Origin of the sequence: Devosia marina (assembly GCF_009758415.1) — a bacterium.
In the GTDB taxonomy this organism is placed as follows: Bacteria; Pseudomonadota; Alphaproteobacteria; order Rhizobiales; family Devosiaceae; genus Devosia; species Devosia marina.
This window is the reverse complement of sequence record NZ_WQRF01000002.1, coordinates 622,407-636,889: the sequence shown is the minus strand read 5'-3', so window position 1 is coordinate 636,889 and position 14,483 is coordinate 622,407. Positions and strand designations below refer to the sequence as shown.

The following is a 14,483-nucleotide window of genomic DNA, read 5'->3' as shown; positions in this document are numbered from 1 at the left end:
AACGTGCACCCATCGAAGTCTTTTACAACCAATCAGGAATTGCTTCCCGACCAGTTCGCAAGAACCTCGCCGTCCACGTTTCTCTTTCTTCAATTCTTCACAATGTCAAAGAGCTGACCCATCGCCGTCACCGGCTGATACGTCGGATGGAAGCACTGCTTCCTGAATTCCTTCAGAGAACACGATCTCAGCTCCGGTTGCCCGGCAGATCGTCTGCCCTGTCAGATTGCGCCGAACTGTGGGAGCAACAAGTGCTCGCGTCGTCAGCGCTGGCGGGTTGTAGTCGAGACGCCTTGGTCTGTCAACAACCTATTTTCGTTTTTCGTCAGAAGCCGAAACTCGAAACCTGAAACCGAAATTACTTTTGATTTCAGAGGCTTGCTTCCGTGCCCGCCGCCGTCTGGCGCCGCGCTCTTCAGCGATGGGCGGGTTATAGGGATCGGTTTTGCGCTTGGGAAGCCCCCAAATGACAAAACTGACATTTTCCTGCCGGAACCGCGCGACCAAATGTGGAAAACTCGACCAAACCGCCAGTGATTTCCGGCCTTTCCGGCGACCGATGCAAAATGGGAGCCGCTCCCACCAATTTCAAGCCCAGGCCGGGACTGGCCTTGCCCCCCAGTTTTGCCGCATTTTTCGGTGATAGGGCATAACCATTGCTAACGTGCGCGCGTGACTCTAGATTTACGCGCGGCGCCTTGGCGTCCATGTCGGCTTATCCGGCAAGGGAAACCAGTACCACCACCCTAATGAAGGATGGAGCGTTGAACGCGACGCAGAGACGACGCCATGCGGCCATGCTGCAGGCGACCGGCTATGAAGACGGTCCGGCGCTGACCGCCCAGTCCACCGATGGCGAAATCCCGCAGGGACGCGAGCTCAGCTTCGCATGGCTCAGCGGCACTGTGCTGACGGGCCTGACCAGTGTCCTGTTGATGGGCGCCGCTCTCTATGTCTCCTTTCAGGGGCAGGACACTTTCTCGACTGCCTATGCTGCACTCAATCTCGCGGCCCCGCGGGTCGAGCAGCCATTGGCGACCGATCTGACCTCCAAGACCTCGCGTCTCCGTCCCGTGGCGGCCACCCGCTCGGACCGTGAAATCATCGAGGCTGCCACCCGCCAGATCGTTGACGGCCGCGAGATCATCCGCAATCAGCCTTTTGTCCGCATCAGTGCGACCCTGGCCACCACTGCCACCTCGCTCTCGGCGGATGTGCCCAGCTATGATCCGGTTGGTATACTCAACAAGGCCCAGCCGCTGACCAGCGCGGCGCTCGACATTGCCACCGATGTCTATGGCACCGACGTCGATGGCGAGGTCGCCGTCAATCAGTCAGCCATGCCAGACGGCTTCGTTCCGAGCCGCACGATTTCGGACCAGGGCGCCGCCGACTTTGTGCGCGCCATGGTCGGAGCGCCCTTTACTATCGATGGCGGCGGGCCGGCTCTGGCCTATGCCGCTCTGGCCCCGACCCTGAAGGACCTGGCAGCATCGCAAGCCAATGCCGTGGCCGGGGTCGCCGAGAACGTTACGGTCGTCCCCAAGACGACATTGGCGTCTGGCGAGACGCTGGGACGCACCGAGCGCTTTCTGACGGTACGCGAAATCGGCCCTCTGTCCGATACCCTGGTCCGCAATGGCTTTACGCGGGCTCAGGTCGGCATGATCGAGCGCACGCTGGCCAATCTGATGCCTGCGGCGGGACTGCCGGCCGGCATTCGGTTGCGCATTCTCTATGGGCCGCATAGCAGTGGCGCCAGCAGCCTTGTGCCCTATCGCATGTCGATCTACCGGCCCGAAGGCGCGCCGGGAGATCGGCACATCGCCACCGTGGCGCTGAGCGACAACGGACAATATGTCGTTGGCCTGCAGCCTGACTGGGTGGATTTCCCGGCTGAAGATGTCGAACAGATCAATGTCGGCAACTTGCCCAGCATCTATCGCTCCATCTGGGAGACCGGGCGCAAACACGATCTGGACGATGCTACGATCGAACGCATCATCGCCATGTTCGCCTATGATATCGATATGACCAAACGCGTTGCGGCGGGCGACACCATCGAAATCCTCGAAACCGGGGATACCGGTGACGGTACAGAAGAAGAATTGCTCTATGTGGGGCTGACGCTGTCCGGCACCACCCGCCAGCTCTATCGGTTCACCACCGATGATGGCGTGGTCGACTTCTACGATCCCGATGGGGAAACCGGAAAGCGCTTCCTCAACCGACGTCCGCTTGAAGGCGGTGGCACGCTGCGCTCGCGCTTTGGCTATCGCATCCATCCCATCTTCAAAACGCGCCGGCTTCACACCGGCGTCGACCTGGCCGCACGCACCGGCACCCCGATCTATGCCTCGGGGGATGGCGTGATCAGCTATTACAAGTGGCAGTCTGGCTACGGCAACAAGGTCGAGATCCAACACGTCAATGGCTATGAAACGGCCTATGGCCACATGTCCCGATTTGCCGAAGGCCTTGGTGTGGGCTCCCGCGTACGGCAGGGCCAGGTCGTCGGCTATGTCGGCTCGACCGGCCAATCGACCGGCCCGCATCTGCATTTCGAAATCAAGATCAACGGCAATCTGGTCGACCCGCTCAGCGTCAAGCTGCCCAAGGACAACGTTCTTGCCGCGCAGTATCGCGACGAATTCGACCAGACCATCGCCCAGATCAACGATCTGATGGCTCGCGAGCCCGCGCCCGTGTCAGTCGCTCAGTCAAACTAGGGCCGGCCACGGGCTCTATTCCGGCCGCGCCACATAGACGGCCAGTTCATTCCCACCTGGTTCGCGGAAATGGAACCGCCGCCCCGCCGGGAAAGTCGAACTGGGCGCGGGTCACGACGCCACCGGCCTTGATCACCCGCCGCTCGGCATCGTCCAAATCCTCGGTGCGGACAACCGCCATGCTGGCCTGGACGCGTTCGGCCGCCTGATCCACGCCCCCATCTATGCCCGCCCCGTCCAGCCCATCATAGTCGGGTCCATAGCTGACAATACCCCAGCCAAAAGCGGCGCGGAAAAACCCGCTCGTGGCCGGCCTATTGGACGAAGGAAACTCGATATAGTCGATGCGATCGGTCATCTTCCACTCCAGCACTCCCCGCTGCTTGTTCTCATTATGTTCTATTGCGCGCCTCACACATTTGCAAGCCTGACGTGAAAAGGGCCGGTCTTCGCACCGGCCCCTTTCCGCTAGCTCGGCATCGGCAGACGGCTACGCCGCTGCCCCGGCCTCCGGCAATTCGCCAGGGCGAAGCACGATGCCGCTCTCGGTGGCGTCGACCAGCACCCGGTCACCATCGCTGACCTTGCCCGAGAGAATCTCCTCGGCCAGTTCATCCTGAACTGCGCGTTGAATGACGCGCTTCAGCGGGCGGGCGCCATAGGCCGGATCGTAGCCCTCATTGGCCAGCCATTCGCGCGCCTCGGGCGTCAACTCAAGGGCGATATCGCGATCCTTGAGCAGGGCCTCAAGCCGCCCGAACTGGATATCGACGATATTGCCCATATGTTCGCGCCCAAGGCGGTGGAACAGCAGGATCTCGTCGATCCGGTTGAGGAATTCGGGCCGGAACGCCGCCTTGACCGCGTCGAGCACCTTGCCACGGGCCAGGTCCACCGGCTCGTCATCCTTGAGCTCGACCAGGTATTCGGCCCCCAGGTTCGAGGTGAGAATCACGACCGTATTGCGGAAATCCACCGTACGGCCCTGGCCATCGGTCAACCGGCCATCATCAAGCACCTGCAGCAACACGTTGAAGACGTCGGGATGGGCCTTTTCGATCTCGTCGAACAGGATCACCTGATAGGGCCGGCGCCGCACGGCTTCGGTCAGCACCCCGCCTTCGTCATAGCCGACATAGCCCGGGGGGGCACCAATCAGCCGGGCGACCGAATGCTTCTCCATGAATTCGGACATATCGAGCCGCACCATGGCGGTTTCGTCGTCAAACAGGAACTGCGCCAGCGCCTTGGTCAATTCGGTCTTCCCCACGCCTGTGGGCCCAAGGAACATGAACGAGCCGATCGGGCGGTTCGGGTCCTGCAGGCCAGCGCGCGACCGGCGCACCGCCTTGGCAACAGCGGCGACCGCCTCGGCCTGGCCAATGACCCGTGCACCGAGTGAGCTTTCCATGTGCAGCAGCTTCTCGCGCTCGCCTTCCAGCATGCGGTCGACGGGGATACCGGTCCAGCGCGACACCACCTGGGCGATATCGGTGGACTCAACCGTTTCCCTGGCCATAACCGCATCGGGCTTGCCGTCGCTATCGCCATCATCAGCAGTGGCAAGCCGCTTTTCCAGATCCGGAATGACGCCATAGGCCAACTCGCCGGCTTTGGCCAAGTCGCCTTGACGCTGGGCGATTTCAAGTTGGCTTCGGGCCGCGTCGAGCTCTTCCTTGATCTTGGTGGAACCTTGCAGGCGTTCCTTTTCCGCCAGCCACTTGGCCGACAGGGTCTGTGCCTGCTCTTCAAGTCCGGCAAGGTCATGCTCGAGCCGTTCCAGCCGGATCTTGGAACCTTCATCGGTTTCCTTCTTGAGCGCCTCGCGTTCGATCTTGAGCTGCATGATCTTGCGATCCAGCTCGTCCAGCGCTTCGGGCTTGCTGTCGACCGCCATGCGCAACCGCGCCGCCGCCTCGTCCATCAGATCAATGGCCTTGTCGGGCAGGAAGCGGTCGGTGATATAGCGGTTCGACAGCGTCGCCGCACTCACCAGCGCCGAATCGGCAATGCGAATGCCGTGATGCAGCTCATACTTTTCCTTGAGGCCCCGCAGGATCGAAATAGTGTCTTCAACCGTGGGTTCGGACACGAAGACCGGCTGGAAGCGCCGGGCCAGGGCCGGGTCCTTTTCGACATGCTTGCGATATTCATCCAGCGTGGTAGCACCCACGCAATGCAGCTCGCCGCGCGCCAAAGCCGGCTTGAGCAGATTGGACGCATCCATGGCGCCCTCGCTCTTGCCCGCCCCGACCAGCGTATGCATCTCGTCAATGAACAGGACGATCTGCCCCTCGGCGGCCTGAACTTCCGAAAGTACCGACTTCAACCGTTCTTCGAACTCGCCGCGATATTTCGCGCCAGCGATCAATGCACCCATGTCGAGCGCGAGCAGGCTCTTGTTCTTAAGCGATTCCGGAACGTCGCCATTGACGATGCGGATAGCCAGGCCTTCGGCAATCGCCGTCTTGCCCACCCCCGGTTCGCCGATCAGCACCGGATTGTTCTTGGTCCGGCGGCTCAGCACCTGAATGGTGCGGCGGATTTCCTCGTCGCGCCCGATCACCGGGTCGAGCCGGCCTTCACGCACATCTGCTGTCAGGTCGCGTGCATATTTCTTGAGCGCGTCATATGTGTTTTCTGCAGACGCACTGTCGGCGGTCCGGCCCTTGCGGACTTCCTCGATGGCCGTGTTGAGCCCCTGCGCGGTTACTCCGGCCGAACTCAGCACTTTGCCGGCGTCGCTGTCCTTCTCGATCACCAGCGCCAGCAGCAGCCGCTCAACCGTGACAAAGCTGTCGCCGGCCTTCTGCGCCGCCTGCTCGGCGGTGTCAAAGACCTTGGCCAGCTCGCGGCTGAGATAAAGCTGCCCGGCATCGCCGGAGACTTTCGGAATCTTGTTGAGAGCCGCCTCGACACCCGCCCGTGCAGCCTTGGGATCGCCCCCGGCCTTGCTGATCAGCCCATTGGCCATGCCCTGATCGTCATCAAGCAGCACCTTAAGCAGGTGGATCGGTGAAAACTGTTGATGGCCCTTACCCAGCGCCGCGGTCTGAGCACTCTGAATGAAGCCGCGCGCCCGCTCGGTATATTTTTCGATATTCAATGCAACTCTCCTTGTCTCGCCCGCCACCCGGCCCAGCAAAGGCACCGGCATGACGTCGGAAGCGTCGTTCGAACCATGCCCATATTGGCGCATCGTCCGACCTAGATGTAGGTCATTCAAGCGCGAACAGAAGGGGCTCGAGAGGAGAATCTCCACCTGGCAAGGCGGTGTCGTTGGTTGCCAACAAAAATGCCGGGCATCGGGCCCGGCATTTGATGGTCTTCAACGCGCCTTATTCGGCAGCATTGCCTGTCAGAAAGGCCGGCAGTTCCGGCGCTGGCTCAGGCTGCGCACCGCTGGCCTCGGCCGGTGCGGCACCCGCCTCACCGCCAGCATTGCGGCGACGGCGCGGGCGGCGCTCGCGCGGCTTGCGGGCAGGCTGATCGCCCTCACCGTCGGCCGACGCTGCAGCGGCATCCTCACCGGGCTTGTCGCCCGCCTCGGCAGCGGCCGGGGCCTGCTCGCTTTCGCTGTCATTGTTCTGCTGGGCCGGTTGGGGGGGCTGCGGCGACGAGAAGCGCGAATTGACGTCATTGCCGTCATCTTCGAACTCGTTCTCGTCCTGGTTCTGTCCGTCGCGCGGACCATTCATGGCCTGCTGGGCAGAGGAAACGATGCGGAAATAATGCTCGGCATGCTGCAGATAATTCTCTGCCATCACCGAATCGCCAGAGGATTGAGCGTCGCGGGCGAGCTGCATGTATTTCTCGGCAACATGCGAGGCATTGCCGCGAACCTTCACGTCAGGTCCGTTGCTCTCATAATTGCGCGACAGCGGATTGACATGTTTGCGTCCGCCGTTCCGGCCACGCTGCCGGTTCTTGTTCTGATTAGGTCTCATCGGGTCGCTTTGTCTAACTCTAAAAAGCTAAGCGTCACATCAATGGGCGGACCGGCGCAAAAGGCCCGATCTGGCCCTGACTCCGTCGGCGGTAAGTGCGCACCGGGCGGAATCTCGTCTGGCTTCATGAAGACCGAATGCGGTCGGCAGCGACCCTGGACAAGTCCATCCCGTCCCCCGCGTCGTCCCGGTCTTTCGGAACCGCGCTGCACTAGCAGCTCACTGCATTTTGGGTCGGGTGTGATCGCCGCGGCGCCCATGATGCGCCATTGACAGCAGCTACAAACTAACCGCTTCGGGCCGGTTTGACTAGCACAAACTGCGCTTTGTCCAAATCGGACGCTCTACTTGTCCTTCAAGTGGTGCCCTGAAATCACACGATCAAGGCCATTGAGGTCCTTATGAACGACAATATCGGCAAAACCGTGTTCGGCGAATAGCGCGCTTGTACTGTCGCCCTGATCATAGCCGATTTCCATCAGCACCTTACCGCCCGGCACCAGGAACCCACACGCCTGTGCGGCAATGACTCGATAGGGGACCAACCCGTCCGGCCCGCCATCCAGCGCCAGCCGCGGATCGAAATCCTTCACCTCGGGTGCCAGCGTCTCGACCACCGCGCTGGTGATATAAGGGGGATTGGAGACGATGAGATCGAATTCTCTCACGCTTTCCCCATTGGCGGACAGCGCCTCGAACCAGTTCCCCCGCGCAAACCCCAATCGATCCACCACGCCATGCCGCGCCGCATTGGTTCGCGCCATTTCCAGCGCCTCGCCGCTGATATCGGTCGCCAGCCCCATGGCATCAGGGCGGTTGGCCAGCACGGCAATGGGAATGCACCCGGTGCCGGTCCCCAGATCGAGCAGGCTCCCGCCCTGCGGCAGCGCCTCGATCGCCAGCTCCACCACAAGTTCAGTATCGGGCCGGGGCTCCAGCGTCGCCGCATTGAGGGAAAAGGCGAGCCCGAAAAATTCCCGCTCGCCGATAATGCGCGCCACAGATTCCCCGCCCACCCGCCGTTGCAGGAGCGCAGCCACCCGCTCGGCATCCGCCTCGGCGACCGGCTCCTGTTCGCGTGTCGCCAGGGATAGCGCGTCCAAACCCAGCGCATGGCCGGTGAGCAATTTGGCGTCGAGCGCAGCGGTTTCAAAACCAAGCCGCCCCAGCACATCGCGCCAGCCACGCCAGAGCGCGCCGATGTTAACCGGATCGCTCAGTTGCCCTGCTCCATGGTTGCGAGCTGGGCCGCCTGGTGTTCGGTGATCAGCGCTTCGATCAGTTCATCCAGCGCTTCGCCGGTGATGACCTTGTCGAGCTTATAGAGCGTGAGATTGATGCGGTGATCGGTGACACGGCCCTGCGGGAAATTATAGGTGCGGATGCGCTCGGAACGATCACCCGACCCCACCTGTCCCTTGCGCTCGGCCGAACGGGCGCTGTCGCGTTCCTCGCGCTGCATCTCATAGAGCCTTGAGCGCAGTACGATCATCGCCTGGGCCCGGTTCTGATGCTGCGACTTCATGGCGGAAGTCACCACCAGCCCGGTCGGGATATGGGTGATGCGCACCGCCGAATCGGTGGTGTTGACGTGCTGCCCGCCGGCGCCCGAGGCGCGCATTGTATCGATGCGGATATCCTCGTTGCGGATCTCGATGTCGATGTCTTCGACTTCGGGCAGCACCGCCACTGTCGCGGCCGAGGTGTGAATACGGCCCGAACCCTCGGTCGCCGGCACACGCTGCACCCGGTGCACACCGCTCTCATATTTCATTCGGGCATAGACGCCCTTGCCCGACACATTGGCGATGATTTCTTTAAAGCCCCCCATCTCGCCGGGGCTCTCTTCCATCACCGTCACTTTCCAGCCATGTGAGGCCGCATAGCGTTCATACATGCGGAACAGATCACCAGCGAACAATGCGGCTTCATCGCCGCCCGTGCCGCCGCGGATTTCCAGAATAATGGATTTCTCGTCCGCCTCGTCCTTGGGCAACAGCATGATGCGGATCGATTGTTCGAGCTGTTCGATGGTCTCGTCCAGCGCCTCGATTTCCATTTCGGCCATTTCGGCCATTTCCTTGTCGCCGCTTTTCAGCAGCGCCTCGGCCTCGACATGATCCTTGAGGGCCTTCTTGTAAGCGGTGATTTCGCCCACGATCTCGCTGAGATCTGAATGCTCCTTGGAGAGCCTGGCCAGCTCGTCCGGGCTCGCGCCACCGCTGAGCGCTGCTTCAATGTACTGAAACCGCGTTTCGAGGGCGTCGAGCTTGTCCTGGGGCAGGTTAGGCATTCTTGGTCTTTCAGCGTGGCAACAGCGTCTGGATTGTCATCCCGGCTGAGGCCTGGATCCATCCTGAGAATGGTCGCGCTGATCAAATCTCAGGACGGGCCCCGGTCGGTACCGAGGTAACATGGCGGGGTGTAATGACCCCGGCGCGCAACATCAAGCGGCCAATGCCACCCTTACCCCATGGGCAGGTTCTGCTTATCAGCCCATTCGGTCAGCAAGTTGCGCACCGAATTGCCATTTGCCCCGACGCTGAGCGCCTCGGAAATGGCGGCCTTGACCGGCTCAAGCTCGAGATTGAGGATCATTTCCTTGATCGGGCCGATCGAGGCCGGCCCCATGGAAAGCCGCGTCATGCCGATCGCCATCAGCGCCAGCGCTTCCATCGGCTTGCCGGCCAGCTCGCCACACATGGTGACCGGCTTGTTGTGCCTCGCGGCCGCATCCACCACCAGGCGAATGGCCCGCAGCCGCGGCAGGGCGATAGGGTCATAGGCCTTGGAGACCCGCGGATTGGCCCGGTCGGCCGCTGTCAGGAACTGCACCAGATCGTTCGAACCGATCGACACAAAATCGCTTTCGGGCATGATCTGATCCAGCTCGAACAGCAGCGAGGGCACTTCCACCATCGCTCCGATCTCGACCTTTTCCGGCACGGCCTGTCCCGCCCGCCTGAGCCGGTCCATTTCCTTGCTGAGCACCTGCTTGGTCTGCCGGAACTCGAAGGTCTCGGTGACCATGGGCACCAGGATCTTGAGCGGACGCCCCCGTGCTGCCAGCAGCAGCGCCCGGATCTGGGTGCGCAATAGGCCCGGCCGATCCAGCCCAAGCCGGATCGAGCGATAGCCCATGGCTGGATTTTCCTCGGCCGCCGAGCGCAGATAGGGCACTACCTTGTCGCCGCCAATATCGAGCAGCCGGAACACCACCGGCCGGTCCCCGGCAATCTCCATCGCCTCGGCATAAAGCTCGACCTGCTCCTGCAGGCGCGGCAACCGGCTCGCGATCATAAATTGCAGCTCGGTGCGGAATAGTCCGACCCCGGCCGCGCCGGTATCGTCGAGCATGGGCAGATCCGCCACCAGTCCCGAATTGTGCAACAGCGTGATCTCGACACCGTCCTTGGTAACGCTCGGCCTGTTCTTGAGCGCGGCATAATGAGCGCGCCGCCGCGCCGAAATCCGGACCTTGTCGATATAGGTCTGCTCGACATCGGGCGTGGGGCGCAAATGCACCTGGCCCAACGGACCATCGAGAATGATGTCGTCGCCGCCTTCGCACATCGAAACGATCGAATGCGCCTGCCCCACCGCCACGATGCCCAGCGAGCGCGCGACAATGGCCACATGCGCGGTCGCGCCGCCTTCTTCGAGCACCACGCCGCGCAGCTTCTTGCGGTCATATTCGAGCAATTCGGCAGGGCCCATATTGCGGGCCACCAGAATGGCGTTCTCCGGCAGATCGCGATGCGCTGGCTGGTTGGTATTGGTCAGAACCCGCAGCAACCGGTTGGCCAGATCATCAAGATCGTGCAGCCGGTCGCGAATGTAGGGGTCGGTCTGGCGCTGCATGCGCGCGCGGGTATCGTTCTGCACCCGCTCCACCGCCGCTTCAGCTGAAAGCCCATTGTCGATCGCCTCGGTCAGCCGGTTCACCCAGCCCCGGTCATTGGCGAACATGCGATAGGTCTCGAGAATTTCGCGGTGGTCCGAGGTCGGCTGCATGTCACCATGGTCAAGCATGGCATCGATCGAGACGCGCATCGACGCCAGCGCAGCATCGAGCCGCTGCTTTTCCGCATCGGTATCTTCGGCGATGAAATTGGTCACCACGACGCGCGGATCGTGCAGCACCACTTTGCCGAGCGCGATGCCATCGGTGAAGCTGACGCCGTTGAACATGCGAGGCCGCCTGAGATCGATATCCGATCCTGGCTTGATCAGATTGTCGAAATCGCTGGTAGCGATCATCTCGGCCAGGATTGTGGCCGTGGTCAGCATCGCCTCGGTTTCGTCCTCGCCATAATGGCGCCGGTCGGCATTCTGCACCACCAGCACGCCCAGCGTCTGCCCGGCCCGCAGCACCGGCACGCCAAGGAAGGAATTGTATTTTTCCTCGCCCGTTTCTGGTCGGTAGGCAAACGCAGGATGACTGGTGGCATCATCCAGGCTGAGCGGTTCGGCCTCGGCGGCAATCAGGCCCACAAGGCCTTCGCCCAGGCGCAATGTTGTGAGGTGAACCGATTCGGTGTTGAGGCCCCGCGTAGCGAACAACTCGAGCGCGCCGTCATCGCGCAGCACATAGAACGAGCACACATCGGCCCGCATGTTCTCGGCGATCAGGCCCACGATCTTGTCGAGACGTTCCTGCGAAGCCAGGGGCTCCGCCATTGTCTCGCGCAACTGCCGCAGCAGCACCCTTGGGCCGCCTATGGTCGTGACCATGCCTCTCCAAGGCGGCCCGCAAAGCCGCCCCCCTATTTGAAGGACGCGGCCCTTGTCCCCTCGACTGGGTCAGGCGTCCTGTCTGTCCAGACCGTAATAGGTGTGCAAGGCGCGAACCGCAAGCTCGGCATATTCTTCATCGATCAACACCGAGGTCTTGATCTCCGAAGTGGTGATGAGTTGGATATTGATGCCCTTGTCGGCCAGAGCCTTGAACATCGAGGAGGCGACACCGGCGTGGGAGCGCATGCCCACGCCCACCACCGAGACCTTGGCACCGCCCTTGGAGCCGGAAAGACGGGCATATTCGAAGCGCCCGCCATTGTCTTCCAGCGCCTTGACCGCCTTGTCATATTCGCTGTCGGGAACGGTAAAGGTGATGTCGGTCGTCGCGCCATCATCGGCAATGTTCTGCACGATCATGTCCACGATAATGCCCTTATCGGCCAGCGTCCCGAAAATGGCGGCGGCGACACCCGGGCTGTCCTTGACCTTGCGCAGGGTGATCTTGGCCTCGGCCTTGGCGAGCGTCACGCCCGAAACGATCTGCTGTTCCATGATCTCATCCTCATCGCAGACAAGCGTACCGGGCACACCCGGCGTCCCATCGGGCGCGATCTGCGGCGCGTCCGGGTCATCGAAACTGGAGCGGACAGTCAGGCGCACCTTGTGCGCCATGGCCATTTCCACCGAACGGATCATCAGCACCTTGGCGCCGAGCGAGGCCATTTCCAGCATTTCCTCAAAGGAAATCTTGGTCATGCGCTGTGCCTTGGGCACGATGCGCGGATCGGTGGTGTAGACGCCATCGACATCGGTATAGATATCACACCGATCCGCCTTGACCGCTGCCGCCACGGCGACCGCCGAGGTATCCGAGCCCCCCCGGCCGAGCGTTGTCACGCGGCCATGCGGTGAAATGCCTTGAAAGCCGGTGATTACCGGCACCCAGCCATCGCTCATGCGCTTGTCGAGCTCGGTCGGATCAATGTCGGTAATCCGCGCCGCACCGTGGGAATCGTCGGTATGGATGGGCACCTGCCAGCCGGCAAAACTGCGCGATTGAATGCCCATTTCCGAGAGAACGATGGCCATCAGGCCAGCCGTGACCTGCTCGCCCGAGGCGACCACGGCATCATACTCGCGCGCATCGTGAAATTTTGATGCTTCGTTGACCCAGCCGACCAGCTCATTGGTCTTGCCGCTCATGGCCGAAACCACGACGGCAACTTCATTGCCGGCCTCGACCTCGCGCTTGATATGGCGCGCCGCATTGCGGATGCGCTCGACATTGGCCACCGAAGTGCCACCGAACTTGACGACGATACGGGCCAAGACAGTTTCCCCGCTGATCCGCCGAACCCGGCGTTACGCTTTAGTGTTGGGCGCGACATGCCACAAAGCCGATGCGCAATCAATGGGCATCGGCGACGCAATAGCCCTGCGACGCCGCCGCGCCTTGCCCCTGCCCCGGCCTGCGGGTCATATGGGCACACAAGGAGCTGCTGATGTCCCAGACAACCGTCAACGACGCCGAGATCGCCAAATTCACGGCCATGGCCGAACAATGGTGGGACCCCAAGGGAAAGTTCAAGCCGCTGCACAAGTTCAACCCGGTGCGGATGAGTTATATCCGCGACCACCTGATCCGCCATTTTGACCGCGACCCATCCGCATTGCGCCCCTTCGAAGGGCTGCGCATTCTCGATGTCGGCTGCGGTGGTGGCCTGTTGTGCGAGCCGCTGACTCGGCTGGGAGCCTCGGTAACGGGCGGCGACGCCGCCGAGCGCAATATCGCCATCGCCAAGATTCACGCCGAACAATCCGGGCTCGAAATCGATTATCGCGCCACCACCAGCGAAGCTCTGGTCGCGGCCGGCGAAAGCTTCGACGTGGTGCTCAACATGGAAGTGGTCGAGCATGTCGACAATGTGCCGCTCTACATGAAGAGCTGCGCCGATCTGGTGGCCCCAGGCGGGCTGATGTTTACCGCCACGCTCAACCGCACGGCCCGTTCCTGGGCCCTCGCCATCATCGGCGCTGAATATGTGCTGCGCTGGTTGCCGCGCGGCACCCATGACTGGAAGAAATTCCTCACCCCCGAGGAAATCATCGCCCAGTTGCAGCGCAATGGCCTCAACGTGATCGACCAGACCGGAGTGACCTACAATCCGCTGGCCGATGAATGGCGCGCCGCCCCCGACATGGCGGTCAATTACATGGTGCTGGCCACCCGCCCGGCCTGAGCCGCCGTTACCACCACTACCGCCGCTCCCACCACTGCCGCTTGGCCACCGACACCGACACCGACACCATGACGGTTGCCAACATGCGCTTGTACAACATGATCATCTCCCAATGAACGATGAGCCGAGCCGCCATGGGAGCGATCATCACGGGCACAAGCGGCGCCGCAATCCATAGTTCTACCAAGTCGATCCGAAAATTTTGCCGAGATGGCAAACTGCCGCGACCAGAATGATGGCAGCACAAAACCAATTAAATCTCGCACATTGTGCCAGAATAATCTTTTGTTATTAGCTTTAATCAGCAAGAACACAAATCGAATTTATCAGCGAGAGAATGGACGGGCATAAATATTTGCCCTCCACTCCGCGCGGGAATGGAGGGCAGGCATCCGGGTCTATGGACCACTCAGGCCTTGAGCAGATCCTTGCGCCCGACTGACAGCACCAGCCGGTCTGCCTCTACCCGGTCGATATGCTCGGGGAAGATATAGCGGTCCGAGGCGAGGAATCCGTCTGCATCAAGCCGCACGAACCCCTCGCGCAGGGCCTTTTCCTGCATTTCGCGGGGCAGGCCATCATCGGGATGGAACAGATCGGCCAACAGGCCCGTCAGGTCATTGCGCTGCCGCTCCAGCACCGGGCTGACACCGGCCGCATCCACGTCGGGCGCGTCGGGCGCTTCGTCCGTGCTGCGGAAAGCCTCGACCGTGCCGATGGGCTGCATTTCATTGTCCACGACCCGCATGCCTTCATGGATAGAGGCGGGAATGGCGTCCATGGTTTCCTCCTTTGGTGATTGGGAAATCAACGCGGTAAGCGCGGCC

General features: G+C 61.7%; 11 protein-coding genes. 3 read left to right on the top strand and 8 right to left on the bottom strand.

Going from position 1 to position 14,483, the window contains the following annotated elements; genetic code table 11:
* Both GO014_RS19000 and GO014_RS10985 read left to right on the top strand, forming a co-directional pair.
* On the top strand, window positions 1-350 hold a 350-nt coding region (locus GO014_RS19000), incomplete at its 5' end, for a hypothetical protein (protein WP_210252440.1).
* A 414-nt stretch (window positions 351-764) separates the two neighbouring features.
* Window positions 765-2,729, top strand: coding sequence for a M23 family metallopeptidase (locus GO014_RS10985; protein ID WP_157290339.1), 1,965 nt, complete (start codon window positions 765-767; stop codon window positions 2,727-2,729).
* A gap of 46 nt (window positions 2,730-2,775) precedes the next feature.
* Here the strand turns inward: GO014_RS10985 and GO014_RS10980 are convergent, their stop codons facing one another.
* The 7 genes from GO014_RS10980 to GO014_RS10950 all read right to left on the bottom strand — a co-directional run bounded on the left by GO014_RS10980 (window position 2,776) and on the right by GO014_RS10950 (window position 12,745).
* Entirely contained in the window at window positions 2,776-3,087 is a 312-nt protein-coding gene (locus tag GO014_RS10980; RefSeq protein WP_246204545.1) for a VOC family protein, read from the bottom strand.
* A 132-nt stretch (window positions 3,088-3,219) separates the two neighbouring features.
* Window positions 3,220-5,835: an ATP-dependent chaperone ClpB gene (gene clpB, locus GO014_RS10975; protein ID WP_157290338.1), complete on the bottom strand. Its 2,616-nt coding sequence runs from the start codon at window positions 5,833-5,835 to the stop codon at window positions 3,220-3,222.
* 232 nt (window positions 5,836-6,067) lie between these two features.
* Complete coding sequence (locus GO014_RS10970; protein WP_157290337.1) at window positions 6,068-6,676, bottom strand: DUF4167 domain-containing protein; 609 nt, start codon at window positions 6,674-6,676, stop codon at window positions 6,068-6,070.
* Window positions 6,677-7,020: 344 nt separating this feature from the next.
* Window positions 7,021-7,878 carry a peptide chain release factor N(5)-glutamine methyltransferase gene (gene prmC, locus GO014_RS10965; RefSeq protein WP_343030916.1) on the bottom strand — a complete coding sequence of 286 codons (858 nt, stop codon included), beginning with the start codon at window positions 7,876-7,878 and terminating at the stop codon, window positions 7,021-7,023.
* A gap of 14 nt (window positions 7,879-7,892) precedes the next feature.
* Window positions 7,893-8,969, bottom strand: coding sequence for a peptide chain release factor 1 (prfA, locus tag GO014_RS10960; protein ID WP_157290336.1), 1,077 nt, complete (start codon window positions 8,967-8,969; stop codon window positions 7,893-7,895).
* A gap of 173 nt (window positions 8,970-9,142) precedes the next feature.
* Window positions 9,143-11,410, bottom strand: coding sequence for a phosphoenolpyruvate--protein phosphotransferase (ptsP, locus tag GO014_RS10955; RefSeq protein WP_157290335.1), 2,268 nt, complete (start codon window positions 11,408-11,410; stop codon window positions 9,143-9,145).
* 69 nt (window positions 11,411-11,479) lie between these two features.
* Window positions 11,480-12,745, bottom strand: coding sequence for an aspartate kinase (locus tag GO014_RS10950; RefSeq protein WP_116587239.1), 1,266 nt, complete (start codon window positions 12,743-12,745; stop codon window positions 11,480-11,482).
* A gap of 173 nt (window positions 12,746-12,918) precedes the next feature.
* Here GO014_RS10950 and ubiG point away from each other — a divergent pair, with 173 nt between their 5' ends.
* On the top strand, window positions 12,919-13,656 hold the full coding sequence (ubiG, locus tag GO014_RS10945) for a bifunctional 2-polyprenyl-6-hydroxyphenol methylase/3-demethylubiquinol 3-O-methyltransferase UbiG (RefSeq protein ID WP_157290334.1): 738 nt from the start codon (window positions 12,919-12,921) through the stop codon (window positions 13,654-13,656).
* Between the two features lie 409 nt (window positions 13,657-14,065).
* Here ubiG and GO014_RS10940 read toward each other — a convergent pair whose 3' ends face one another.
* A complete protein-coding gene (locus tag GO014_RS10940; RefSeq protein WP_157290333.1) occupies window positions 14,066-14,437 on the bottom strand; it encodes a hypothetical protein in 372 nt (123 codons plus the stop codon).
* Window positions 14,438-14,483 lie beyond the last annotated feature (46 nt).

Bases quoted from the DNA above. Each gene is read 5' to 3' on its own strand.
- GO014_RS10980 (WP_246204545.1), bottom strand. From the start codon at position 3,087: ATGACCGATCGCATCGACTATATCGAGTTTCCTTCGTCCAATAGGCCG.
- GO014_RS10970 (WP_157290337.1), bottom strand. From the start codon at position 6,676: ATGAGACCTAATCAGAACAAGAACCGGCAGCGTGGCCGGAACGGCGGA.
- prfA (WP_157290336.1), bottom strand. From the start codon at position 8,969: ATGCCTAACCTGCCCCAGGACAAGCTCGACGCCCTCGAAACGCGGTTT.
- ptsP (WP_157290335.1), bottom strand. From the start codon at position 11,410: ATGGTCACGACCATAGGCGGCCCAAGGGTGCTGCTGCGGCAGTTGCGC.
- ubiG (WP_157290334.1), top strand. From the start codon at position 12,919: ATGTCCCAGACAACCGTCAACGACGCCGAGATCGCCAAATTCACGGCC.
- GO014_RS10940 (WP_157290333.1), bottom strand. From the start codon at position 14,437: ATGGACGCCATTCCCGCCTCTATCCATGAAGGCATGCGGGTCGTGGAC.